Here is a 22,780-nt window from a genome sequence, read left to right as displayed (position 1 = left end):
ACGGACATGAACATTGACCACCCCTGGCACTTTGACCCCTTGGGCCGCACCGCCACCACCGACCGCGAAGGGCACGTGCGGGACATGATGGAGCAATTCCTGTTCACCAACCCCGGGGAGCGGGTCAACCGCCCCGACTTCGGCAGCGGCATCCAACAGCTCATTTTCGGCCCCAACAGCCCGGAATTGGCCGCCGCATTGCAGTTCACAGTCCAGGCGGGCCTGCAGCGCTGGCTCGGCGATGTGGTGGAAATCCAGGCACTCACGGTGGAAAGCAGCGACTCCACCATCAGCGTTGACATCAGCTACCGGCTGGCCGGCAGCAGCGACACCCGCAGCGAAACCTTTACCGGAGGGGGCGCGCCATGACAGCGATCCAGAACGTGGCCGGCTGCGGCGGGTGCGCGGGGTGCGCGGGGTTCACGGGGTGTTCGGGCTGCGGCGGGTGCGCACCGTGCGGGGGAGATCTGGCCCGCGCGGCGGCCTATGCCAAGCGTGCCACGCTCAACGCGATCGACTACGTGGAGGTCTCCGATGACCAGCTGAGCGTCCTGGTGTATTTCATGGGGGAGATGCCGCAACTTTCCGGCGGCGGGCAGCCGGGCGGCTTGGTGCCCGCCAATATCCGCATCACCGGAGGGGAGGCTGTCACCAACATCGCCGTGGCCGGACTCTCCGTGCAGCGTGCCGGCGCGGACCCCTTTGACGACGATGAAGACGAGGACGACGACGGCCCCTCCGCCGGCTCCGCCCTTGCCGTCCGGGTGGACCGCCCCGGAGACTTCTCCACGTACACGCTCAGCCTGGGCAGTGCCGGCGCCGCGGGCTGGGGCCCGCTGCCCGGCTTCAACCCGGACTTCTCCTCGGCAACCTTCAGCTTCAAGGCGGGCTGCCCCACCGGCGTCGACTGCGTGCAGGACTGCCCCGCACCTGCACCGCCGCAGCCCGATCCGTCCATCGACTACCTGGCCAAGGACTACGAGAGCTTCCGCGCCTTGATGCTGGACCGGCTCTCCGCCACCAGGCCCGGCTGGCAGGAACGGCACGCGGCCGACGTCGGCATCGCCCTGGTGGAGGTGCTGGCCTACGCCGCGGACGAGCTGAGCTACTACCAGGACGCCGTGGCCACCGAGGCCTACCTGGGCACGGCCCGGCAGCGGGTCTCGGTGCGCCGGCATGTGCGGCTCGTGGACTACTTCCTCCACGAAGGCCTCAACGCCCGGGCGTGGCTGACGGTCTGGACGGACACGGACACCGAACCCGTGGATGCCCGCGACATTTACTTCACCACGGCCTTTCCGGCCCTCACCGCGGCGCCCGGCACGGTGCTGACGGACGTGCAGCTGGGCCAGCTCCCTGCCGCTGGAATGGAGGTCTTCGAGCCCGCCAACGCCACTGCCCCCGGCCTGGTTTTCCATGCGGCCCACAGCGAGATCAGCATCGACAGCGGCGGGGAAGCCGAATGCCGGATCCCCCGGGGCGCCACGGAGGCCACGCTGCTTGACCGCTTCCGCTGGCACCGCGCCCACCCGCGCCAACCGGTTCCGGCGTCCTGGAACGGAGCCGTGCCCGCACGGCCGCTGGAGCTGGTCGCAGGCAGCGTCCTGATCCTGGAGGAGGTCAAGGGCCCGGCCACCGGCAACCCCGCCGACGCCCGCCCCGGGCATCGCCAGGCGGTCAGGCTCACCAAGGTGGAAGACCCCGAGGACGGCGGCTGGTTGGTCCATGTCACCTGGCACCCCGCGGATGCGCTCACTTTCGACCTTTGCCTTTCCACCCGCACGGCCGCCCCGGATTGCGCCCTGGTGGAGGGCATCAGCGTGGCGCGCGGCAACACCATCCTGGTGGACCACGGCCGCACCGTGGCGGACCCGCCCTGGGACCCCGTCGCCGTGGACACCGTCTCCGGCGAATGCTGCTGCGACGGCGGCGCCGTGGAGGAAACCACTGTGCCGGCCCGCATTGCACCCGTCCTGGCGCAGCATCCCCTGACCCACAGCGACCCCGTCATCCTCGCTGCGGCGTGCGCCGGTCCGGTGAGGGATCCGCGAAAGGCTGGCCCCGCCGTCGAACTTTCCTTCCTTGATCCGGCAGACGGCAGCACCTCGGAATGGGTGCCGCGGCAGACCCTGCTGGAGAGTTCGCCCCGCGACCGCGCCTTTGTGGTGGAGATGGACGACGTCGGCCAGGCCCGCCTGCGCTTCGGCGACGGCGAGCTGGGGGAACAGCCCGCAGCCGGGCTCATCGGCACTGTCCAGTACCGTGTGGGCAACGGCGCGGCCGGCAATGTGGGCCGGGACAGCATCACCTTCATGGTGCTGCGCCATGGGTCCTGGAGCGGGGCCGCCATCAAGCCCCGCAACCCGCTGCCGGCCTCCGGCGGCGTGGACCCCGAAGCCGTCGCCGAGGCCCGGCTGCTGGCGCCCGATGCCTTCCGGCGCACCCGGCTGCGCGCCGTCACGGCGGACGACTACGCCGAACTCGCCGGGCAGGCCCCCGAACTGCAGCGGGCCGCCGCGCAGTTGGCCTGGACCGGCAGCTGGTACGAGGCCCGGGTGGGCGTGGACCCGTGGGGGACCGAACAGCCTGCGCAGGCCCTGCTGGATGCCGCCGCCGCTGTGCTGGCCCCCTACCGGCGCATGGGCCACGACCTCGCCGTCACCGCCGCCGCCTACGTGCCAATCGAGGTGGCGCTGGAAATCTGCGTCCTGCCGCACTATGTGCGCGGTGAGGTGCGGGCAGCCCTGCTGCAACTGCTGGGGAGCGGTCCGGACGGCATCTTCAACCCGGACCGGCTCACCTTCGGCACCGGCGTGTACGTCTCCGCCCTCGTGGCGGCAGCCGCGGCCGTGCCCGGCGTTGAAAGCGCCGTGGTGTCCATGCTGCGGCGGCAGGGCATGCCGGCCGGCCGGGAGCTGGAGCGCGGAGTCCTCGCCGTGGGACCGCTGGAGATCGTGCGGCTGGACAATTCACCGAACTTCCCGGACCACGGGAAACTCACCCTGACATTGGGAGGCGGGCTGTGAACGCACAAGGAGCCAACGCCCAGGCAACTCCGGCACCGCTGCCCACCGCCAATGCCCCGGGGCTGCCTGCCCTGGCGTACCGTGTTGGCACCCGGCCCGCCTTCCTGGCTGCCATGGTCCAAGGGCTCTCCAGCGCCGGCCGCCCGGCACTGTCGGGGCTGCGCACGCGCGAGCCGTCCGACCCCTCCATGGCCATGCTCGATGCCTGGGCAACGGCCGCTGACGTGCTCACCTTCTACCAGGAGCGCCTGTGCAACGAAGGCTACCTTCGCACCGCCATCTGGGAACGGTCGGTTCGGGAGCTGGCGGCCCTGGTTGGCTGGCGGCCGCGCCCCGGGGTCGCCGCCACCGCCTACCTCGCCTACACCGTGGACCCCAACACCCCCGAGGTGCTCATCCCGGCAGGCTCACGCGCCAACAGTGTCCCGGGACCCGGGGAGAGCATGCAGGCCTTTGAAAGCAGTGCCGACTTGCCGGCCCGGGCTGCCTGGAACCAGCTGCGCCCCCGGATGTCCCGGGCCCAGGACGCCGCCGCCGTGCTGGCCCGCGGGCTGTGCCTGGCCGGCACCGCCACGGGGCTCAAGGCCAACGACGCCCTGGTGCTGGACCTGGGCACCGGAACCGTGCAGGCCGTGCGCGTCAGGTCCGCCACCGTGGATTCCGACGCCGGGCTGACCCGCGTGGAGCTCATGGACTGGACGGGCGGGGACCTGGCGCTGGCGGTGCACAAGGAGGCGATTGCCGCCGCCAGGGCTGCCATGGCGGACGTCGCCGGGACGGCGACCGCACAGCGTGTTGTGGCGGTTCTTGACAAGCTGTCGGGAGAATTGGGTGCCGTTCCCTCGTCCAGCTTTGCCCGCACCGCGGGAGCCGAGGCGCTGGCTGTGCTGGGCGCCGAACTGGTCGTGGCCCGCGAGAAGGACTGGACACGCCTGGTGCCCTCGCTGGAACGGGCACGGGCGGCGCTGGCCGTCGTTGCCGGCAGCCCTGGGACAAGCGGTTTTGCGGGCGTGCTGCCGGGAACGGCGCGGCTGGCGCGCAAAGGCGAGCAGAGCCCCATCGATGCACTCGTGGACGGCCTGTTGCTGCCGGCCTCGGTGCCGCCGGCCACGCCGCAGAAGATGGAGCGTTCCTTTGCCGCCACGTTCACCGGCGCCGGCAACGTATACCCGCAGCTGCTGGCCGGCATCTTCACCCAGCTGGCCCCCACACTCTATGCCGCCCTGGCCGCGACCCGCATCAGCAACTCCACCACCCTGAGCGTGTCTGCCTTGCGGCGGCGCAGCCCGCTGTTCGGACACAATGCCCTTGTGCAGGGCTTCTTCAAGGGGGGCGAGTACCACCCGCCGGAGGACGGCAAGGAGCTGGCGTTGGCGGGCGATGAATCCCCGTTCGTGGCCTACCTTGACGGCGCGGTTGAGGACCTGCAGCCGGGCCAGCACGTGGTCATGGAGCACGGTTTCCCGCTGGATCCCGAAGACCCGGCCAAAACTTCCGACGTCGGCGCCCTGCTGACGACCGCCAAGCTGGTGCGCACCGGTTCGCGCAAGGCCTACGGGCTCTCCGGCCCGGCCACCACCTTGGTGCTGGCCGATGAATGGTGGAAGCCCACAGGCCGCATCTTCCCCGACGGCCCCGACACCATGGGCAACCTCCGCGCCTCCGCAGCCTACGTCCAGGAGGAAGCCCTGGAACTGGCCCAGGAACCCATCACCGACAACGTCCAGGGTGCTGAACTGGAACTCGACGGGCTCTACGACGGACTGACCGCCGGGCGCTGGGTCATTGTCACCGGCGAGCGGGCGGACCTTGGCACCGACGGCGTGCAGGGGGCCGAGCTGCTCATGCTTGCCGCCGTCGCCCATACCGGCAGGAGCGATGACGGCACCATCCTGGCCGGCGAGGACCGCCACACCTTCCTCACCTTCGCCCAGCCGCTGGCCTACAGCTACCGGCGCGAAACCGTGGGCGTCTTTGGCAACGTGGCCCACGCGACTCACGGGGAAACCCGGCAGGAGGTGCTGGGTGCCGGCAGCGCAGCGGCAGCCCTGCAACAGTTTTCGCTCAAGGCCGCCCCGCTGACCTACCTGGCCGCACCCACCCCGGCAGGGGCCGCCAGCACCCTGGTGGTCCGGGTCAATGGCGTGCAATGGCCGGAAGTTCCGGGCCTGGCCTACCTGGCGGACGGGCAGCGCGGCTTCTTCACCGCACAATCGGACACCGGGGCCGCCACCATCACCTTCGGCTCCCCGCCCCACGGGCAGCGCCTGCCCAGCGGTGGTGACAACGTCCACGCCGCCTACCGCAGCGGCATCGGTGCCCCCGGCAATGTCCGCCCCGGCCAAATCAGCCAGCTGGCAACCCGCCCCCTGGGCGTGAAGGAAGTAACCAACCCGCTGCGCACCTCCGGCGGCGCCGACACTGAGCCCACGGATCTGACCCGGGCCAACGCGCCACGCTCCGTCACGGCACTGGACAGGCTGGTGTCGGTGTCCGACTACGCTGACTTTGCCGCCACGTTTGCCGGCATCGGAAAGGCCAGTTCCGTTTTGCTGCACGCGGGCGGATCGGCCCTGCTCCAGGTGACCATCGCCGGCCTGGACGACGTCCCCATCGAACCCAGCTCGGACCTCTTCCGCAACCTCCGCAGCGCCCTGACACTTTTTGGCGAGACGCAATTGCGCATCCAACTGGTCCAGCGCGAGGCACTGGCCCTGGTGCTCAGCGCCAGCGTCAAAGTCCAGGCCGACTACGACTGGACGCTCGTGGAGCCGGCCGTGCGCGCGGCCCTGCTGGAATCCTTCGGATTTGCGGCCATGGAACTGGGGGAGGACCTGGCCAGCAGCGCCGTCATCGCCACCATGGCGGCAGTGCCCGGGGTGGAGTATGTGGACCTGGACGTGCTGGCCACCCTCCGGCGCGAGGACCTCACCTCAGGCCTGGCCCGACTCACCGGAGGCCAGCCGGGCGGCAACGTCACGCCCGGCATCCCGGCAAGCCGGGGTGGCGCACTGCCGCGCCGCATCGCGGTCCTGCCCGGCCGGGTCGACGGCGGCCAGGCACTGCCGGCCCAACTCGCCTACCTGCAAGCCGCTGTCCCGGACAGCCTGATCCTGAACGAGGTGCAGCCATGAGCCGGCCGGCAGACTACTTGTACAACCTCCTGCCCGCGACATACCGCACGCGCGACGCCGAACAGGGCTACCCGTTGCGGGAACTGCTGGCCGTCATGGACGAGCAAGGCGCCCTGGTTGAGGCAAATATCGATGCCCTGTACGGGAACTGGTTCATTGAAACGGCCCAGGACTGGGCCGTGCCCTACATTGCCGAGCTGGTTGGCTACCAGCCCGTGCACGACGCCGGACGCCCGGGCAGCGGGCCCGGCAGCGCCGCCCGCAACAAGGTCCTGATGCCGCGGCGGGAGGCGGCCCACACCATCAACTTCCGACGCCGGAAAGGCACCCTTGCGCTGCTGGAGCAGCTGTCGCTGGAGTCGGCGGGATGGGAAGCAGTTGCTGTTGAGGGATTCAGGCTCCTGGGCTGGAACCAGCACCTGAACCACCCACACCTGGACCGCGGCGGAACCGCGGACCTGCGCAACGGACCGGCACTGTCCCTTCTCGGAGGACCCGGTGACACGACCGCCCATTGCGTGGACGTCCGCAGGCCCGATTCGCACCGCACCACGGGGCGCTTCAACATTCCCGACATCAGCCTGTTCGCCGCACCCCTGGTGTCCCACTCCATCACGGACGCCCCCGCCTGCTGTGTCGAAAAGGAGGGCAGCCAGTGCTTCACCTTCAGCGTGCTGGGCCACGACACGCCCCTGTTCACCCAGCCCCCTGACCCGTCCGGTGCAGGAGACCCGGCCCTGCACCTGCCGCAGCCCGTCAGCCGGGCAGCCTTCACGGCGCTTGTGGGCCGGCACCCGCCCAAGGCCCGGGCATCGGCGTCGTACCTGGGCGAGGGAAAGAGCCTGGCCGTGACCGCCTGGGGCTGGCGCGGCGGGGCCAGGCACGACCTCGTCGCAGCCGACGTCATCCCGGCGAACCTGTCCGACTGGCACGCCTACAAGGCGCCAAGGAACAAGGTCCTCATCGACCCTGAACGGGGCAGGCTGGTGTTTCCCGCCGGGCAGCTGCCCCGCGGCGTCACCGTTGGCTACCACTACGGCTTCAGCATGGACCTGGGCGGCGGGGAGTATCCGCGCCAGACGTCCCAGCCGGCGGGCTCGGCCGTGTACCGGGTGCGCAAGGAGTCGCCGCGCAAGGGCGAGTTCGGCTCCATCATGGGAGCGTACGGGCGGTGGCGCAAGGACCGCCGCACCCCAGGGTGGCCCATGGCCGGGGTCATCGAGGTCATGGACAGCCGGGCCTACGAGGAGCGCTTTGAATTCACGCTCGCCCAGGGCGAGTACCTGCAGCTGCGCGCGGCAGACGGTGCCAGGCCCGTGCTGCGCCTGCTGGACTACCGCGTTGACCAGCCCGACCCGCTCAGCGTCACGGGCGGCAACGGCAGCCGGTTCGTGCTGGACGGGCTCCTGGTGGTGGGACGCGGGCTCGTGGTCAACGGCCCCGGTGCCCGCCGCGGTGCCGGAGACGGTGACGACCCCACGGGCGGGGGCGAGCTGTGCGACGTCACCATTCGCCACTGCACCCTGGTGCCGGGCTGGAACCTGGACTGCGACTGCGAACCGCAGCGTCCCGACGAGCCCAGCATCCTGCTGGACGGGAGCCGCGCCGCCGTGCGCATCAGCCGCAGCATCCTGGGCCCCGTGCAGGTCCGCCGGGACCCGGACAACGGGCAGGCACCCATGCTGGCACTGACGGACTGCCTCTGGGACGCCACGGACCCCTGCAAGCAGGTGCTGTGCGACGAGGTGGGCGGAACAGCGTTCAGCTCGCTGTGCGTGCAGCGCTGCACAGTCATCGGCCAGGTGTGCGTCCACGAGCTCACGTTGGGGGAGGACAGCATTTTCCTCGGGGAGCTGGCGGTGGCGCGCCGGCAACTTGGCTGCGTGCGCTTCTGCTACCTGCCGCTGGCCTCGCGGACGCCGCGGCGCTTCAACTGCCAGCCTGACCTGGTGCAGGATGCGGCCAGGGCCGCCCATCCCGGCAACCCGGCCGACGCCGCGGCGGCCGCGGAGCGGGAGGCCATGCGGGTCCGTCCGGCCCTGTCGAGCAGGCGCTACGGCAACCCCAATTATGGGCGCCTGGCGGCCGGGACCGCTGCCGAAATTGTGCGCGGCGCCTCCGACGAATCGGAAATGGGTGTCTTCCACGACCTCTTCGAACCCCAGCGTGCCGCGAACCTGCGCGCGCGGCTGGAGGAATACACCGTTGCAGGCTTCTCCACCGGCATCATCTTCACGAGTTAGGGGCACACCATGAAAGGCGATTTCAGCCGGGACACATTTGATCCGGACAACCACTACACCCGCGTGCTGATGCAACAGGGGCGGGTCCACGTGGACGCCGACTTCAACGAACAGGCCGCCATTGCCGCACACTACCGGCGGCTGCTGGCCCGTGACTTGATCGGACCCGAGGGAGGGCCCCTGGACAATGCCGGGTTTGCCGTCATTGCCGACGCCGCCGGCGCCAAGGCGCTGGGCAAGCAGCTGCTGCCCGGGGACTTCGTGGTCGGTGCCGGCCGCTACTACGTTGACGGGCTGCTGTGCGAAAACCCCGGGGCGCTGCTGTACAGCGAACAGCCGGGCTACCCCTTTGATGCGGCAACCACCATGGAGGAACTGGCCGCCCTGGACGCCTTCACCATCTACCTGGACGTGTGGGAACGGCACATCAGCGCCGTGGAGGATCCGCGCATTGCCGAGGTGGCCCTCGGCGGACCGGACACCTCCACACGCGCGCAGCTCACCTGGCAGGTGCGTGTGCTCCTGCCCCAGCCTGACGGCGGCAACGGGGCACCGGCCACCCTGGAGGAGCGGCTGGGCCGCAATGTCCCGCAGCTGGCCGCCCGGGCCGAGCCGCCGGCCGGCAGCAACGACCCCTGCACGGTGGACCCCGCGGCACGGTACCGCGGCCTGGAAAACCAGCTGTACCGGGTGGAGGTCCACACGCCCGGGAGCGCGGGCGCCGGCGCAACCTTCAAATGGTCAAGGGACAACGGCTCGGTGCTTTTCCCGCTGGTGGAGCTGCCGGTTCCGGATGCGGTGGCCAAGACAACCACCGTCGTGCTGTCCTCGCTGGGACGCGATACGGACTTGGGCCTTGTGGTGGGCGGCTGGGTGGAACTTGTCGATGACCATTCCACCTTGCGGCACGATGCCGGGCCGCTGCTGCGCGTGCACTCGGTGGACCGGGACACTTTCAGCGCCGTGCTGGAGGGCGTGGCAGATCCGCGTGTGGGGCAGGATCCCCGGCTCCACCCGCACCTGCGCCGCTGGGACCACGACGGCGACCCGGCATCGGGCGGGGCCGTTGCGGTGGTTGAATCCGCCGCCGTGCCCGCCACCTGGCTGGACCTGGAGGACGGGGTTCAGGTGGCCTTCCCGGGCGCGGCGAACGGCAATGCGGCCCAGTACCGCACGGGCGACCACTGGCTCATTCCGGCACGGACGGCAACGGGGGATGTGGAATGGCCCCGGGCGGGTTCGGAGGCGAGCCTGAACCCGCAGCCGCTGCCGCCCAAGGGCGAGTGGCACGCCTACGCGGGCCTGGCCGGCGTCGTACCGGGTCCGGCCGGCGGGCCGCAGCCGGTGTTTGCGGATTCGAGGAAGTTCTTCGGTCCCCTGGCCATCTAGCAGGGGTGGGGCCGGGCGGGCATTGGCAAGCGGCCCGCCCGGATACAGAATTGGCCCATGGGTCAGAGAAGTTTGCGGGGTTCGGGGCGGTGACGTTCTTCCTGCTGGCCGCCATTGGTGTTGCGGCGCTCCTGGGTCCGCTTCTGGCGGCGCCGCGCCGGTGGCGGGTGCCCGTGGTGGTGGGCGAACTCGCGGCGGGGATGGTCATTGGACGTTCGGGGTTGCAGCTGGTCGATCCGGCCGAGCCGACGTTCAATTTCCTGGCCGACGTGGGATTTGCCCTGGTCATGCTTGTGGCGGGAACCCATGTGCCCTTGCGCGATGCCGCCCTGCGGTCTTCCCTGGTGCGGGCCGGTGTTCGCCAGGCGACCGTGGTGGTGCTTGCCGCCGCCGCCGGCATTGGCGTTGCCGCCCTTTTTGGCACGGGCCACGCAGCGCTCTACGCAGTCTTGATGGCGTCGTCGTCGGCGGCCTTGGTGTTGCCCATAGTTTCCTCCCTGGGGCTGCGCGGCCAGGGCGTGGCGGCGACGCTGGCGCAGGTGGCCCTGGCCGACACCCTGGCCATTGTTGCCCTGCCACTGGTCTTGGCCCCGCAGTCCGCACCCCGCGCGGCGTTCGGGTCGCTCGCGGTGCTTGCCGGCGCGGGGGCAATTTATTTCATCCTGCGGGCGGGCGAACGTGCCGGGGTGCAGCAGCGCCTGCACAGCTTCTCGGAACAACGGAAGTTCGCCCTGGAGCTGCGGCTGCAGCTGGCCATCCTGTTTGCCCTGGCCGGTCTGGCCGTGTGGAGCCACGTGTCCATCATGCTCGCCGGGTTCTCCTTTGGCCTGGCAGTTGTTGCCGTGGGGGAGCCCAGGAGGCTGGCCAGGCAGCTTTTCGCCATCACCGAGGGCTTTTTGGGGCCGTTGTTTTTTGTCTGGCTCGGGGCCTCGCTGCAACTGCAGGAACTTGCGGTTCATCCGGAAATGATCCTGCTGGGGCTGACCCTGGGTCTGGGCGCACTTGGCGTCCATGCGAGCATGCGGGTGCTGGGGCAGGAACTCCCGCTGGGACTGCTGGCGGCATCGCAGCTGGGAGTGCCCGTGGCGGCGGCCACGATTGGCATCCAGCAGGGACTGCTGCAACCAGGGGAGGCATCAGCCCTGATCCTGGGTGCGCTGGTCACGGTTGCCGTGGCCACGGCTGCCGCCGGCCGCCACGCTGCACGGGCCGGGACGGGATTCATCGCCGGCTGACATGGCAGTCATAGGAAGCACATAGAAATCGGCCCAATGATGGAGGGAAGGAAGTACACCGGACCCCCGCACAGGAGCAGGCCATGACAGTTCGAAGCAGCGGAAAGAAAATGGCGGCAGGCATCACTGCCACCATCGCAGTGGGAAGTTTTGCCATTGTGGGGGCCGGGGCCGTCGCCATGGACCAGGCCACCGACAGCCAGGCCACCGACAGCCAGGCCAGCACTCCGGGCACAGTGTCCGGCAGCATCCAGGACACCACACAGGACCAAGGGACAGGGCAAGGCAACAGCTACAGTGGCGCAGACTCCGTCCTGCCCGGCAACGGCGGATCGGCCGCCGGCAAGTCCGCGGGGTCCTGACATGGAGACCACAAGGTGCTGGTCCGTGTGGGGGCTTGAAGCGTCTGTCAGCGTCACCGATTCCACCCATTTGGCAGCTGCCGAACGGCTGGTCCGCGCCGAGGTGGCCGCCGTCGACCTGGCATGCAGCCGATTCCGCAAGGACTCCGAGCTGATGCTCCTCCAAGCGGCCCTGGCCTCGGGAAGCACTGTGAGCCCGCTCCTGGCCTTGCTGGTGCGCAGTGCCCTGGACGCAGCACGGTGGACCGATGGCGAGGTGGATCCCACCCTCGGCCGGGACATGGACGCCCTGGGCTACGACCGTGACATATCCCAGCTTCGGCTGCTTCCCGACGTCGGCGTGGCAGCCCTGCCCCGGGCCCGGTCCGGCAGCTGGCAGGACGTGCGGCTGGAGGGCCTGAACCTGGTTGTTCCGGACTCGCTTCGCCTGGACCTTGGGGCAACCGCCAAGGCTGTTGCTGCCGACCGGGCAGCAAGCCGTGCTGCTGCAGGACTGGGCTGCGGCGTACTGGTTTCCCTGGGCGGCGACATTGCCACGGCCGGGATGGCGCCGGCCGGCGGCTGGCAGGTCCTGGTCCAGGACCAGCCCGGCGACCCCCGGCAGCAGGTCACGCTCCGTCCGGGGCGTGCCATGGCCACCTCCAGCACCCAGAAGCGGCGGTGGCAGCATGGCGGGCGCACCGTCCACCACATTCTGGACCCCCGCTTTGGGCTCCCCGCAGAACCTGCATGGCGCTCCGTCACCGTGGCCGCCACATCCTGCCTGCAGGCCAACGCCTTCAGCACAGCCGGCATTGTCAGGGGCTTCGCCGCCAGGGAGTGGTTCAACAGTTTGGGCGTCGCCGCCCGCATGGTCGACCTGCAGGGCAGGGTCGTGGCCACCGGCAGCTGGCCCCGGGACAACCTTGGTGGATTCCGCCACGGCGTGCCGGACAAGTCCATGGCGGGGGCACAGACTCATGGATAACGCCATGTGGGCCGTTGGCCGGATGAGCGGATTTGTGGCACTGGCACTGTTCACCATGACCGTTCTGCTGGGCATCCTGACCCGCTCCGGCAGGCCACTGCTGGCCATCCCGCGCTTCTCCGTGACACTGCTGCACCGCAACCTCTCGCTGCTGGCAACCGTATTTCTGCTGCTACACGTGGGAACGCTGCTGCTTGACTCCTACGCCCAGCTCAACATTGTGGACGTGGTGGTGCCCTTTTTGGGTTCCTTCAAGCCGTTCTGGCAGGGCCTGGGCACGGTTGCCTTGGACCTGGTGCTGGCCCTCGTGGTGACAGGCCTGCTCAGGCATCGAATCGGCCAGCGTGCTTTCCGTGCCGTCCATTGGTTCAGCTATGCGATGTGGCCGATCGCGCTCGGACACGCCATCGGCAACGGGACCAACGGGGGCAACGGATGGTTTCTGGCCGGGGCCTCCATTGCGGTCCTGCTGCTTGCTGCCGCCACCGCCTGGCGGGTTTCGGCAGCTTTCCTTGAAACATCCAAGGTCCGGCAGGGAGGGCTGTCATGACACCCCGGGGAACGGCCATGGTGGGCGAGGAGCGGGAAGTGGCAAGTTTGGCCACCCATCGCCTTTTTGCCGCGGGGCCCAACGCAGACCTGGCCAGCCACGCGTTGGCCTTCGGGCCAGTGCCCCTCGATCGGGTCGACTATTCGTTCATTTCAGTCGTGGAGGCATCAGGCCTGACGGGACGCGGCGGCGCAGCTTTTTCTTCCTGGCGGAAGATGGCGGCAACAGGTCAGGCCCGGGGCGGACGGGCCGCCGGTCCGGCAGTGGTTGCCAACGGTGCCGAGGGTGAACCTCTCAGCTTCAAGGACAAGGCCTTGTTGGCCCACTCACCCCACTTGGTGATCGACGGCCTCCTCGTTGCCGGGCGCGCCCTCCAGGCCCCCTTGATGTACATTTACGCAACGCCGGCCGTCCTCCCGGTGGTGGGGGCCGCCGTGGCCGCCCGCGGTGATGCCCGCAGGATCAAGGTGGTCCCGGCGCCGGAGACGTTCATCGCCGGACAGGCCAGCGCCGTCGTGAACAGCATTTCCACTGGCATTGCGCTGCCCACGGACCGCCGCCTGCGCCTGGGCGAATCCGGCGTCAAGGGCCGCCCCACGCTGGTGTTCAATGTTGAGACCCTGGCCCACATTGCGTTGATCGCCCGCCACGGGGCGGCGAGGTTCCGCTCGGTGGGCTCTGATCGGGACCCCGGAACCAGGCTGGTTTCACTTTCGGGAAGCTGCGCCGACCAGGTTCTTGAGGTGGAGGGCGATGCGAGCCTTGCCCGGATCCTGTCCACAGCCGGCGTCGATCTTGCAGAAGTCCAGGCGGTCCTGGTCGGCGGGTACCACGGGCGGTGGGTCCGCCCGCTCGACTACAGGCTGTCGCCGGCAGGGCCGGAGAGCCACGTTGTTCGGCCCGGGGCAGGGGTGATCCATGTTTTGCCGGCCACCGGGTGCGGCCTGGAGGCCACGGCACGGATTGTCAGGTACCTGGCCGCACAGTCGGCGAGGCAATGCGGCCCCTGCATGTTCGGGCTGCCGGCCATGTCGCGGGTGCTCGATGCGATTGCGTGCGGCGAACAGGACCCAGGGCTGCCGGGGGAGCTTGCGCGGCTGGGCCACCTTGTGGGTGGCCGGGGCGCCTGCCACCACCCCGACGGGACGGCGCGGCTGGTGGGCAGCGCGCTGGAGACATTTTCCGACGACGTCGCCGCCCACCTCACGGGCCGCTGCACACGATCCGCAGGAGGACACCATGGGTGACACGCTCCACATTGACTGGACCAGCTGCGACGGGCGCGGGCTGTGCACGGAGCTGCTGCCCCAGCTGCTTGCCCGTGATGACTGGGGATACCCGTTGGCACGCCACGGCGACCGGACAAACGTGGGCATCGGGGCAGGCGACTCCCAGGCTGCCCGGGATGCGGTTGCCCTGTGCCCGAGGTTGGCGCTGAGCCTCAAGACAGCACCGTGACGGCGCTGCAGGTCCGGCTCAGCTGGGGCGGTTGTTCTTGCCGTCGATCCACAGCTGGGTTGACTCGTCCTGGTGGGTTCCGCCTGATCCCACATGCTTGTCGCTGATGGTCGGGCCGTTCTTGACGATGTGGACAATGGCCATGGCGTGTCCGCGCCCCAGGCCGTAGTCATCCTTGAGCCACTCGATGATGGCGCCGGCCTTGACGGGTTCCTTGTCCAGCCCCCGTTCGCTGGCCAGTTTGAGAAGTTCCCGCGGCGTGAGGCCGGTCTTGTCTTCGATGGTGTCGAGGTAGGCCTGAAAAGACATTGCTTGGCTCCTTGGATGACTCGATGCGGGGCCGCGCCCTGCGGCCCCAGGAAAAACCCTACCCATGCGGGCGCCGCCACGGAAGGATTCTCCGTGGCGGCGCCGGCATTCCCGGGGCCGGCAATTGTGCCCGGCCCCGGCCGCCACCCTAGGCCAGGGGTTTGCATAGGAGCGCGTCCGGCACGCCCCCGTGGTTCCACTTCCAGGTGAAGGCCGCCCCGGCCAGGTACTCGTTGTCCGCGCACTGGCCCTTGAATTTCCCGGGCGCCCAGTCGCTCGCCGTCGAACCTCCGCCAGCGGGCCGGTTGTCGCCCGAATCGAACCACACCACCCGGCCCTGGCTCACAGGGAGCGCCGTTGAGCTGGGCGCGCACAGCAGCTTCGACGTCGAGTACTTGTTGACTGTGCCGGTGGTCAGGCTGAAGCCGACAGCCATCTGGCCGGCCGCGCACTGCAGCTTGCTGTAGCCCGGGGCCCAGTCCGTGGCCACGTTGGCCTCATTGCCCACGGCGTTGCGGACAGTGGTCAGGCCAGGCCGCAGCTTGTCGGTGCACAAGGCCCGGTTCTGGCCGCGGGCCACCCCGGCGAGGCGCTGGCTGTCGGGGCAAACGCCCTTCCACTGCCCGGCATCCCAGTCGGGCCGGTTCTGCATGAGTGCGGATGCATTGGTGTCGGGGCTGGTGCTGTCGCTGCCCAGCATGTTCCAGCGGGCCGGGGCCGCCACTGTGCCCGTGGTTGACGTGGTGTTCACGAGCTTCCGCCATCCCGGGTAGCGCCAGTCGTCGGCGATGCTCAGCTTGGTGCCGTCGGCCTTGTAGGCCAGGAGGGCAAACTTGTCGGAGAATACGCCCGTGTCGCTGGCCTGCGTCACCAGCGGCCAGGCCGCAAAGTCGGTGTCGTTGGCGGCCAGGATGTCGGTGAAGTTCGTCCACCAGGCAACTTCCTTGGCGTCGGTCTGCCCGGCGCCCGTCGTGCCGAATTCACTGACCCAGACCGGCGCCGTGTAGTGCTGGCCTGCCTTGTAGACAAACAATGCTTCCTTCTGGATCTCTGCGGCCAGTTCCGCCGCGCTCAGGTCGCGGTAGCGCGGATCGGTGGTCTCGCCCAGCCCTGTGGCCCCTGTGTGCCGCGGCCCCGTGAAGCCGTAGACGTGCATGGCGTACACCACCTTGTCGGGGTAAAGAATGGTGTTGGAGATGTTTGCCACCGGCTTGAGCTGCGGCCGGTCGTGGAACGTGGCGTCGGTGGGGATGCCCTGCCAGTTGATGCCCTCCATGACCACCAACACGTTGGGATTGGTCTTTTGGATGGCGATTCCTGCGAGCTGGTATGCCTTGTACAGGTCATTGCCGTCGCCGAGCCCCCAGTTGGGGTCGTCCCAGATGTCGCGCCGGACTTCGTTGCGCAGGTCCATGCCCACCACGCGGGGGTTGTCCTGGTAGCGTGCGGCCAGCATGACCCAATCGCTGATCCACTTGTCAGTGGTTTGGCTGCTGTACCACTTTGAGTTGCCGTCGTCGGCGCCGCAGCACCAGCGTGAGGTGGTGGTGTGGTTGTTCAGGATGACAGCGAATCCGTCGTCGGTGAGGGCCTTGACCACAACGTCGAACACCTGCAGGGGTGTCTTGCCCTTCAGGGCCGGGTTGGCAGTGACCGCCGCGTCCGGCACCGGTGCGGTCTTGCCGAGCATCTCGTTGGAGAACGGGAGCCGGATGCTGTTGATGCCCAGCTTGTGGAAATCGGCCATGAGCGTCGGCAATGCCACTCGGTCCAGGCCCATGGGGATGTCGTAGCTCATTCCGCTGTTGCTGTTGGCCGGGTCCTGCGCCGAGCCCGTGCCGTTCCAGTGCCCCTGTGCGCCGTCCCAGTTGGCGGACTTCAGCTTGAACCTTGTGCCGTTCGCATCGACGATGTAGCGGCCCCGGGTGCTCAGCGGCGCCGTCCACGAGGCGGCGAGCTGTGCCCCCGTCAGCTCCTGAATCGGGTCGTCTGCGGGCGCCGCGTTCGCCGGGCTGACCAGTGAAACGGCCGCCAAGGCGATGGTGCTGAGCCCAACCGCGACTCGATTGATGTGACCTTGCATATTTGAACCTCTCTGTTCAAAGTGCTGTGCCCAGCCCGGTGTACTCACCGGTAACGAGCACCTGACGAGCCAATGCTAGGAACCGCCCGGAGTGAATGTCAACGTAAACATTTTGTTGTTGTCCGAATGGACAGGGGAGCACGGATGGGTGCCAGGGCGCTGTTGGGCCATGGTCTGGGCAGGCTCTTCGCCCATGGAGTATCGTCAGGGCCATGACGTGGATCGAGGTGGCCAGCAACGTTTTTGTGAAGCGCTACAAACTGGATGACTTGAACGTGGCTGCCATTCCCGGACCGTCGGGTGTCACCGTCGTTGACACGGGAGGATCCTCAGCGCAGGCGCGGGAAATCATTGCCGACATCAAGGACGGGTTCGGACTTCCCATCGTCGACGCCATCAATACGCATGCGCACTACGACCACACCTTTGGCAACTGCGTGTTTGCCGAGCTTGGCATTCCCCTTGTTGGGCATCACCGGATACCCGCCCACTACGCCGAATACGAGGCACCCCGGCTGGCCGCCTGGCGGTCCGAGCCGGCAAGGGAACCGGACAAGGACTGGGGGAAGGTGGTCTTGACCGAACCAACAGAGCTGGTCCGCGAGGCCAGATCCCTTGCGCATGGCGGCCGTGAAATACGGCTCCTGCCCGTCCCTCGCGGCCACACGGACACGGACCTGGCGGTCTTCGTTCCGGACGCACGGGTCTGGCTGCTCGGTGACGTGGTTGAGGAGTCCGGGCCGCCAATGTTTGGCTCGGGCAGCTGGCCGCTGGAATGGCCGGCAGCCCTTGAGCGATTGCTGGCTGAGCTGATGCCGGACGACGTCGTCATTCCCGGGCACGGGCGGCCAGTGGGCAGGGAGTTTGTTGAGCGTCAGGCCGATTCGCTGAACCTGGTTGCCTCAGCCATCCGGAATGCGTGGGTGGCGGGGCTGGACTTCGGGCAGTCCCTCGGTTCCTCTGAACTCCCATGGCCGGAATGGATGCTTCGTTCCGCGTTTGAGCAGGGATTTTCACAGTTGGCGCTCCAGTTGCCTGGCGGGCCCTAAACACACGGAAACTCTTGAATCGCTCTTAACCGACGCCGGTTGTCAAAACCAGAATAGTGGCCTTCATGGACAAAATAATTGTCCCGGATGCGGCCCGGGAATTCTTGCGTGACGATCAATCGAATTTGCAGCTGGACACCTAGGGTGGAGTCATGATGCTTCTTGTTGATTTGGACAACACGTTGATCGACAGGGCCTGCGCTTTTGGCCTCTGGGCCACAAATTTCGTTGGGCAGCTTGGGAGATCCGAATTGGACGCCGCTTGGCTTATTGAGGCTGATCGTGACGGCTACGAATCACGTGAATCCCTGGCACGAGCGATCAAGGAACGATTCAAGGTGGACATGGCAGTCACGGAAATCGTGGACAAGCTCCTTTTTGACCATGTGGGTTTGCTGACAATGGATCCGATCACAATCAATGCGCTCAGGAATGCCAGGAAATTCGGCTGGAAAATAGCCATCGTCACCAACGGGACGGTGACGCAGCAGACTCTCAAAATCCAAAGCCTTGGGCTTGAATCACATGTGGATGCGGTGGTGATCTCCGAAGTCGTACAGGTCAAGAAGCCAGATCCTGAGATTTTCCGGATTGCTGCGCAGCGCCTGGGCGAGGACCTGTCCGGCGGGTGGATGGTCGGTGACCACCCCACCGCAGACATTGCCGGGGGCGTCGCGGCTGGGCTGGAAACTGCTTGGGTTTCGCGCGGCAACACGTGGCCAGGAGAATCGACGTCCCCTACACTCATTGCTGCCACTGCAGCCGAGGCCATCGATGCCGTTGTCCGCCGGGGCAGGCCTTTCGTCACCAGGCATGCAGAACTGTCAGATTGGATCATCTAGTGTCCCCAGAAACGCGCCCAGAAGGTCCAGGCCCCAAGAAAGGGCCCTCCCTCAGAAGTTTCTTCACTGTGTCTGGAATCTTGCTGTGCATATCACCAATTTGGTATTTCATGGTATCGCAATACATTGCCATTCATGCCTACACGGGGTTTCTTCGGAACAGGCTCTTCGAGTTCTGCAGGGAGGTCATCCCCTCAAACCTGCCGCCTGTCTACGAAAATCCGATCCCGGCGGCGGATGTGCTTTTCTTCCCTTCCGGAGTGTCATGCACTTATACCCACGTGGTACCTTCCGTCACCGTTGTGCATACGGATTTTTATGGAACTGCTGTGGCCTTGTTTCCCCTGGTGGTCTTGATGGCATGGATTGCTTACTTTGTATATTCAAAAAAATGGCGGAAATATGCCACGTAATTTCCCTCCAGGGCAATGACCAAGGCGGCAGAGCGTTCCCCTATGGGTCGACGTCGAGATGACCCTTCCCTGGAATTGCTGTCCGGCCACGCGGGAGAGGTCAATGTCGCGAGGCCGCCCGCTCGTGCGCCTCGCGCAGAAGGTCGCGCAGCAGCACGGAGGTATTGACACCTGGCGACACGACGGCCAACCAACCCTGCTGGCCGTACTGCGGGTGCGGAATGACCACGTCCAGCGTGGAAGGATCGGCGGCTGGCGAACGCAGCTTGTGCTCTGACGGCGGGTAGCCGATGAGTTGTGTGAACCGTTCGCGGCCAACATTGACGTTGACGCGGAAGACCCCGGGGCGGTCTAGCTGCGAGCTCTCATCGAAGCCCGGATAGTCCTTTGTCACCACTGTGGCGAACGGCCATCGGTGGTCGGCCGGCAGCGCCGCCGAGGCGGCGTCGTAGGCGAACGAGTCACCCCACGCGATCTCCGGGGCATCGCTCTGAGCCGCAACAGTCTCCACGACCACTCCGGGAAGTGACTTCAACCATGTGATAATCTCCTCCTCATCCATGACCCCGATATTGCTCGCAGACCCCCCAGTGAGTCAAGACAACCGGGGCTGGACAGTTTTTGGGTCTACGGGAGAGGACCCTACCGTCGACGATAGGCGCGGTAGGGCAGCAGGAGTTGGCTGAAGCTTCTTCACAGCGGGGCAATCAGAGGTCCGTTGCGGTGAATCGTTCGGTTCCAATTCCTTGCAAGAGTTTGAGCACGCCGGCCAGGAGGCCCGGCTGGGCTTCATTTGCCCGGGCGGCCAGTCCTGGGCCGGCGAAGGCCGAGCACCACAAGGATGACGCCGACACCCGCGACGATCAGCCCGTTGGAGAGCCACATCCGGTCTCCGGTCATGAAACTTCCCGGGATCAGATTCGCTCCCTGCCCGGCGAATACTCCACCGACGATCACAGCGATCAAACCGATGACGATGAGGGCGATGCGCCCGACACGACTGTTCACGTTTCCCAGCTTACTCTTGACCACTTCGCGCTTGTCGGAGACTGCCATCAGCTCAGGGCAGCGGAAGAGCAGCCCGGCAAACGTTTCACGAATGGGCCGGATTCCGTTCCATGTATCCCATGGAGAATGATCCCCGTCAGTTGATAATCTCGCCGCGCTCGTCGGCGCGGAGCTCCGCCAAGCGTACTTTCCACGCCTGCAGCGCCTCGGTCGTTTGCCGTTCCCAATCGCTGACTTCACCAACAATCCTGAGAGGGGCGCTGCTGCGGTATGAACGGGTGGGGTTCCCGGGGAACTTCTTGTCGGTCACGTTGGGGTCGTCCTCGAACGCGCCTGTTGGCTCGACCACGTAGACCCGCGGGTCGCCGTCGCCCGCCGCGAGTTCCGCGGCGAGTCCGGCACCGTTCGGAAGCGCCGTGAAATAGACATGGTTCATCACAACTTCCGGACGATAGTTGGAGCGAAAGCCGGCCATCAGAAGATCACCCTGCCGGAGATCGGCTTTTGTGCCGTGAAAGAACGGTCCATCTTCGATCGCGTGACTCACAGCGACATTCTATGTGGAGGTCATTGCCCAGTACAGCGGCCCTTGGGTTGGCATCTCGGACGCGTTCCGTTCGCTGCTCGATCGGCTTGCGCGCAGTCCAGGCAAATCTGACATGATCGTCCAATGAGTTGGCCCACGGTTGAAACCATCACGTCGGAGCGTCTGCGCCTCGAGCCGCTCTCGGTGGGACACTCAGCGGACCGGTCCCAAGGATGGTTCAACTGGATTGTGAAACCAAGGAGTTCAACCGACGGAGTTGACGGATGGTGTCGAGATCCGCTGGGAATCCTCGCAAGCCTCAAGTGACCGCAGGAGGAAGGTAAAACCATGGCAGAACGCATAATGTACGTCCAGCTCAAGACCGGCTACGACGTGGACCGAGGACCGGCATGGATCACTCGTGTCAGATTTTCGAAGTCCTGGAGGACGGCATATTTCCGCGACCGGACCCTTGGCCGTGTCGCCGGATACGCACACGCAAACCACGACTCAAATTTCTTCGATGTCGAGACTGGAGATGAGTACTGGATTTCCGGCCCAAAACGGAACCGCACAGATGGCCGGTACGGCAATGCCCAGCCCTCCATAGATGCTGATGTTTTGGACGAGTATCAGGCCTTTCTCGCTGGCGCGCCGCTGCCCGGCAGGGAAAGTGGATGATCTGCTGCCCGGGTTTACCAAAAAGCGTTCCACTTCGGGACCGGTGCCAGATCTACATGTCTGCGGCGCGGTCCGGGGGCTGAAGGCCGCCGCTGAGGAAGTCATCAAGGTAGTCGAAGATCTTGGTGTGCACGTCCAGGGATGCGCGCCAATTGTTCGGTATCTGCAGCGAGTGGTTGGCGTCAGGGATTTCCACGAAGGTACCGGCAGTTTCAGCCTTTCGGCCCCCGGCCCAGAGCGCATCGGCAGATCCGCCGATCAGCAGGAGAACGGCCACCTTGCCGTCGCCGCCTTCGCGTGGGGCCTAGTATGGGGAACATGAACCTGAACCGCATGTCTTGGTGGTGGCTGTCCTAACAGCCGGTTCAATCATGTTCGCGGGCTGTACAGCAGCCCGCGAGGACTTTCTCTCCGCCATCGGCATCGTTGTGCAACCCTCTACGCATCAATAAAGAGGAATTGCCATGAAATCATTTGCCACCGCGCAGCGCCGATCATCCGAACTCGCCCAGCTCATCGCCGATGCGCCGCATGAATACCGGGTACTCACGGGAGAACGCCCCACCGGCCCCCTTCACCTGGGCCACTACTTCGGCAGCATTGTGGAACGCCTCAGGCTCCAACAGTCAGGGGTTGAGTCCTTCTTGATCCTTGCCGACTACCAGGTGATCACGGACCGCGATTCGATGCCCCGGGTTCGTGAGTTCGTGCACGGGGCTGTCCTGGACTACCTTGCTGCGGGCATGGACCCCGAGCAGACCACGATCTTCACCCATTCGTCCGTGCCGGCCTTGAACCAATTGCTGCTTCCGTTTCTCAGCCTGGTGACCGAGGCCGAGTTGCGACGCAACCCCACGGTGAAGGCGGAGCTGGCAGCCTCGGGACGCGCACTCAGTGGCCTGCTGCTCACCTACCCCGTCCATCAGGCAGCGGACATCCTTTTCTGCAAGGGCAACCTTGTCCCGGTGGGAAAGGACAACCTGCCGCATGTCGAGATGACCCGCCTTATTGCCCGTCGATTCAACGAACGCTACGAAGAGATCTTCCCGGAACCTGAGGCGCTGATTACCTCGTCACCCGAGGTTCCGGGCCTTGACGGACGGAAGATGTCCAAGAGCTACGGGAACGCCATCTCCCTGGGCATGTCGCCGGCTGAGACTGCACAGGCCATTCGACGAACCACCACGGATACGGAACGCAGAATTGCCTTCGACCCCGCAGCGCGCCCTGGCGTATCGGCGCTCCTGTCCACCGCGGCGTTGTGCCTCGGCGAGACTCCGGAGGCGATTGCCGAAAAGCTCGGGGATTCCGGTAGCGGTGCGCTCAAGCAGCTGACAACGGAGGCCGTCAACGACTTCCTGGCCGGGCATCGGGCGCGCCGGTCAGAATTGGCCAAGGACAGCGGCTACGTCAGTGACATCCTCAAGCGCGGGAACGAAAGAGCCAACCTTGTGGCCAAGCAAACCCTCGATGAAGTGCGCATCGCCATGGGCACCACCTATTAG

21 protein-coding genes are annotated in these 22,780 nt (G+C 66.8%); 15 read left to right on the top strand and 6 right to left on the bottom strand.

Annotated elements, in window-relative coordinates:
• Positions 1-6 precede the first annotated feature (6 nt).
• The 11 genes from PCK14_RS01095 (at position 7) to PCK14_RS01045 (ending at position 14,364) form a co-directional block, all read left to right on the top strand.
• Positions 7-369, top strand: coding sequence for a GPW/gp25 family protein (locus PCK14_RS01095; RefSeq protein WP_269936613.1), 363 nt, complete (start codon positions 7-9; stop codon positions 367-369).
• Positions 366-3,026: a putative baseplate assembly protein gene (locus PCK14_RS01090; protein ID WP_269936612.1), complete on the top strand. Its 2,661-nt coding sequence runs from the start codon at positions 366-368 to the stop codon at positions 3,024-3,026. The genes PCK14_RS01095 and PCK14_RS01090 overlap by 4 nt, the downstream gene beginning before the upstream one ends.
• Positions 3,023-6,160, top strand: coding sequence for a putative baseplate assembly protein (locus PCK14_RS01085; protein WP_269936611.1), 3,138 nt, complete (start codon positions 3,023-3,025; stop codon positions 6,158-6,160). The genes PCK14_RS01090 and PCK14_RS01085 overlap by 4 nt, the downstream gene beginning before the upstream one ends.
• On the top strand, positions 6,157-8,403 hold the full coding sequence (locus PCK14_RS01080) for a hypothetical protein (protein ID WP_269936610.1): 2,247 nt from the start codon (positions 6,157-6,159) through the stop codon (positions 8,401-8,403). The genes PCK14_RS01085 and PCK14_RS01080 overlap by 4 nt, the downstream gene beginning before the upstream one ends.
• A 9-nt stretch (positions 8,404-8,412) precedes the next feature.
• Positions 8,413-9,792 (top strand): DUF6519 domain-containing protein, encoded by a 1,380-nt coding sequence (locus PCK14_RS01075; protein WP_269936609.1) that lies wholly within the window; start codon positions 8,413-8,415, stop codon positions 9,790-9,792.
• Between the two features lie 50 nt (positions 9,793-9,842).
• Positions 9,843-11,027 (top strand): cation:proton antiporter, encoded by a 1,185-nt coding sequence (locus tag PCK14_RS01070; protein ID WP_269936608.1) that lies wholly within the window; start codon positions 9,843-9,845, stop codon positions 11,025-11,027.
• Between the two features lie 83 nt (positions 11,028-11,110).
• The gene (locus PCK14_RS01065; protein WP_269936607.1) at positions 11,111-11,389 is read left to right on the top strand and encodes a hypothetical protein; all 279 of its coding nucleotides are present in this window, start codon (positions 11,111-11,113) and stop codon (positions 11,387-11,389) included.
• A gap of 25 nt (positions 11,390-11,414) precedes the next feature.
• Positions 11,415-12,356: an FAD:protein FMN transferase gene (locus PCK14_RS01060; RefSeq protein WP_269936606.1), complete on the top strand. Its 942-nt coding sequence runs from the start codon at positions 11,415-11,417 to the stop codon at positions 12,354-12,356.
• Positions 12,349-12,906, top strand: coding sequence for a ferric reductase-like transmembrane domain-containing protein (locus PCK14_RS01055; protein WP_269936605.1), 558 nt, complete (start codon positions 12,349-12,351; stop codon positions 12,904-12,906). The genes PCK14_RS01060 and PCK14_RS01055 overlap by 8 nt, the downstream gene beginning before the upstream one ends.
• A complete protein-coding gene (locus PCK14_RS01050) occupies positions 12,903-14,153 on the top strand; it encodes an NADH-ubiquinone oxidoreductase-F iron-sulfur binding region domain-containing protein (protein WP_269936604.1) in 1,251 nt (416 codons plus the stop codon). Before PCK14_RS01055 ends, PCK14_RS01050 begins: the two co-directional genes overlap by 4 nt.
• Positions 14,146-14,364, top strand: a complete 219-nt coding sequence (locus PCK14_RS01045) for a ferredoxin (protein ID WP_269936603.1) — start codon at positions 14,146-14,148, stop codon at positions 14,362-14,364. Before PCK14_RS01050 ends, PCK14_RS01045 begins: the two co-directional genes overlap by 8 nt.
• Positions 14,365-14,382: 18 nt before the next feature.
• Here the strand turns inward: PCK14_RS01045 and PCK14_RS01040 are convergent, their stop codons facing one another.
• Positions 14,383-14,673, bottom strand: a complete 291-nt coding sequence (locus PCK14_RS01040; protein WP_269936602.1) for a DUF4287 domain-containing protein — start codon at positions 14,671-14,673, stop codon at positions 14,383-14,385.
• A 148-nt stretch (positions 14,674-14,821) separates the two neighbouring features.
• A complete protein-coding gene (locus PCK14_RS01035; protein ID WP_269936601.1) occupies positions 14,822-16,756 on the bottom strand; it encodes a glycoside hydrolase family 5 protein in 1,935 nt (644 codons plus the stop codon).
• A 212-nt stretch (positions 16,757-16,968) separates the two neighbouring features.
• Here PCK14_RS01035 and PCK14_RS01030 point away from each other — a divergent pair, with 212 nt between their 5' ends.
• Positions 16,969-17,805 (top strand): MBL fold metallo-hydrolase, encoded by an 837-nt coding sequence (locus PCK14_RS01030; protein ID WP_269936600.1) that lies wholly within the window; start codon positions 16,969-16,971, stop codon positions 17,803-17,805.
• Positions 17,806-17,957: 152 nt separating this feature from the next.
• Positions 17,958-18,647 carry an HAD family hydrolase gene (locus PCK14_RS01025; RefSeq protein WP_269936599.1) on the top strand — a complete coding sequence of 230 codons (690 nt, stop codon included), beginning with the start codon at positions 17,958-17,960 and terminating at the stop codon, positions 18,645-18,647.
• Positions 18,648-19,160: 513 nt separating this feature from the next.
• Here PCK14_RS01025 and PCK14_RS01020 read toward each other — a convergent pair.
• From PCK14_RS01020 to arr, 3 genes are all read right to left on the bottom strand, one after another.
• Positions 19,161-19,622: a DUF6194 family protein gene (locus tag PCK14_RS01020; protein WP_269936598.1), complete on the bottom strand. Its 462-nt coding sequence runs from the start codon at positions 19,620-19,622 to the stop codon at positions 19,161-19,163.
• Between the two features lie 227 nt (positions 19,623-19,849).
• Entirely contained in the window at positions 19,850-20,116 is a 267-nt protein-coding gene (locus PCK14_RS01015; protein WP_269936597.1) for a hypothetical protein, read from the bottom strand.
• An 88-nt stretch (positions 20,117-20,204) separates the two neighbouring features.
• Positions 20,205-20,615, bottom strand: coding sequence for an NAD(+)--rifampin ADP-ribosyltransferase (arr, locus tag PCK14_RS01010; RefSeq protein ID WP_269936596.1), 411 nt, complete (start codon positions 20,613-20,615; stop codon positions 20,205-20,207).
• 327 nt (positions 20,616-20,942) lie between these two features.
• On the opposite strand from arr, the gene PCK14_RS01005 reads away from it, so the two are divergent.
• Positions 20,943-21,275, top strand: coding sequence for a hypothetical protein (locus PCK14_RS01005; protein ID WP_269936595.1), 333 nt, complete (start codon positions 20,943-20,945; stop codon positions 21,273-21,275).
• Between the two features lie 52 nt (positions 21,276-21,327).
• On the opposite strand, the gene PCK14_RS01000 is transcribed toward PCK14_RS01005, so the two are convergent.
• Entirely contained in the window at positions 21,328-21,552 is a 225-nt protein-coding gene (locus tag PCK14_RS01000) for a hypothetical protein (RefSeq protein ID WP_269936594.1), read from the bottom strand.
• 187 nt (positions 21,553-21,739) lie between these two features.
• Here PCK14_RS01000 and trpS point away from each other — a divergent pair, with 187 nt between their 5' ends.
• The gene (trpS, locus tag PCK14_RS00995; protein ID WP_269936593.1) at positions 21,740-22,780 is read left to right on the top strand and encodes a tryptophan--tRNA ligase; all 1,041 of its coding nucleotides are present in this window, start codon (positions 21,740-21,742) and stop codon (positions 22,778-22,780) included.

Origin of the sequence: Arthrobacter sp. HY1533 (assembly GCF_027568515.1) — a bacterium.
GTDB lineage: Bacteria > Actinomycetota > Actinomycetes > Actinomycetales > Micrococcaceae > Specibacter.
The sequence above is the reverse complement of the archived record's forward strand: the minus strand, read 5'-3'. Positions and strand labels throughout refer to the sequence as shown.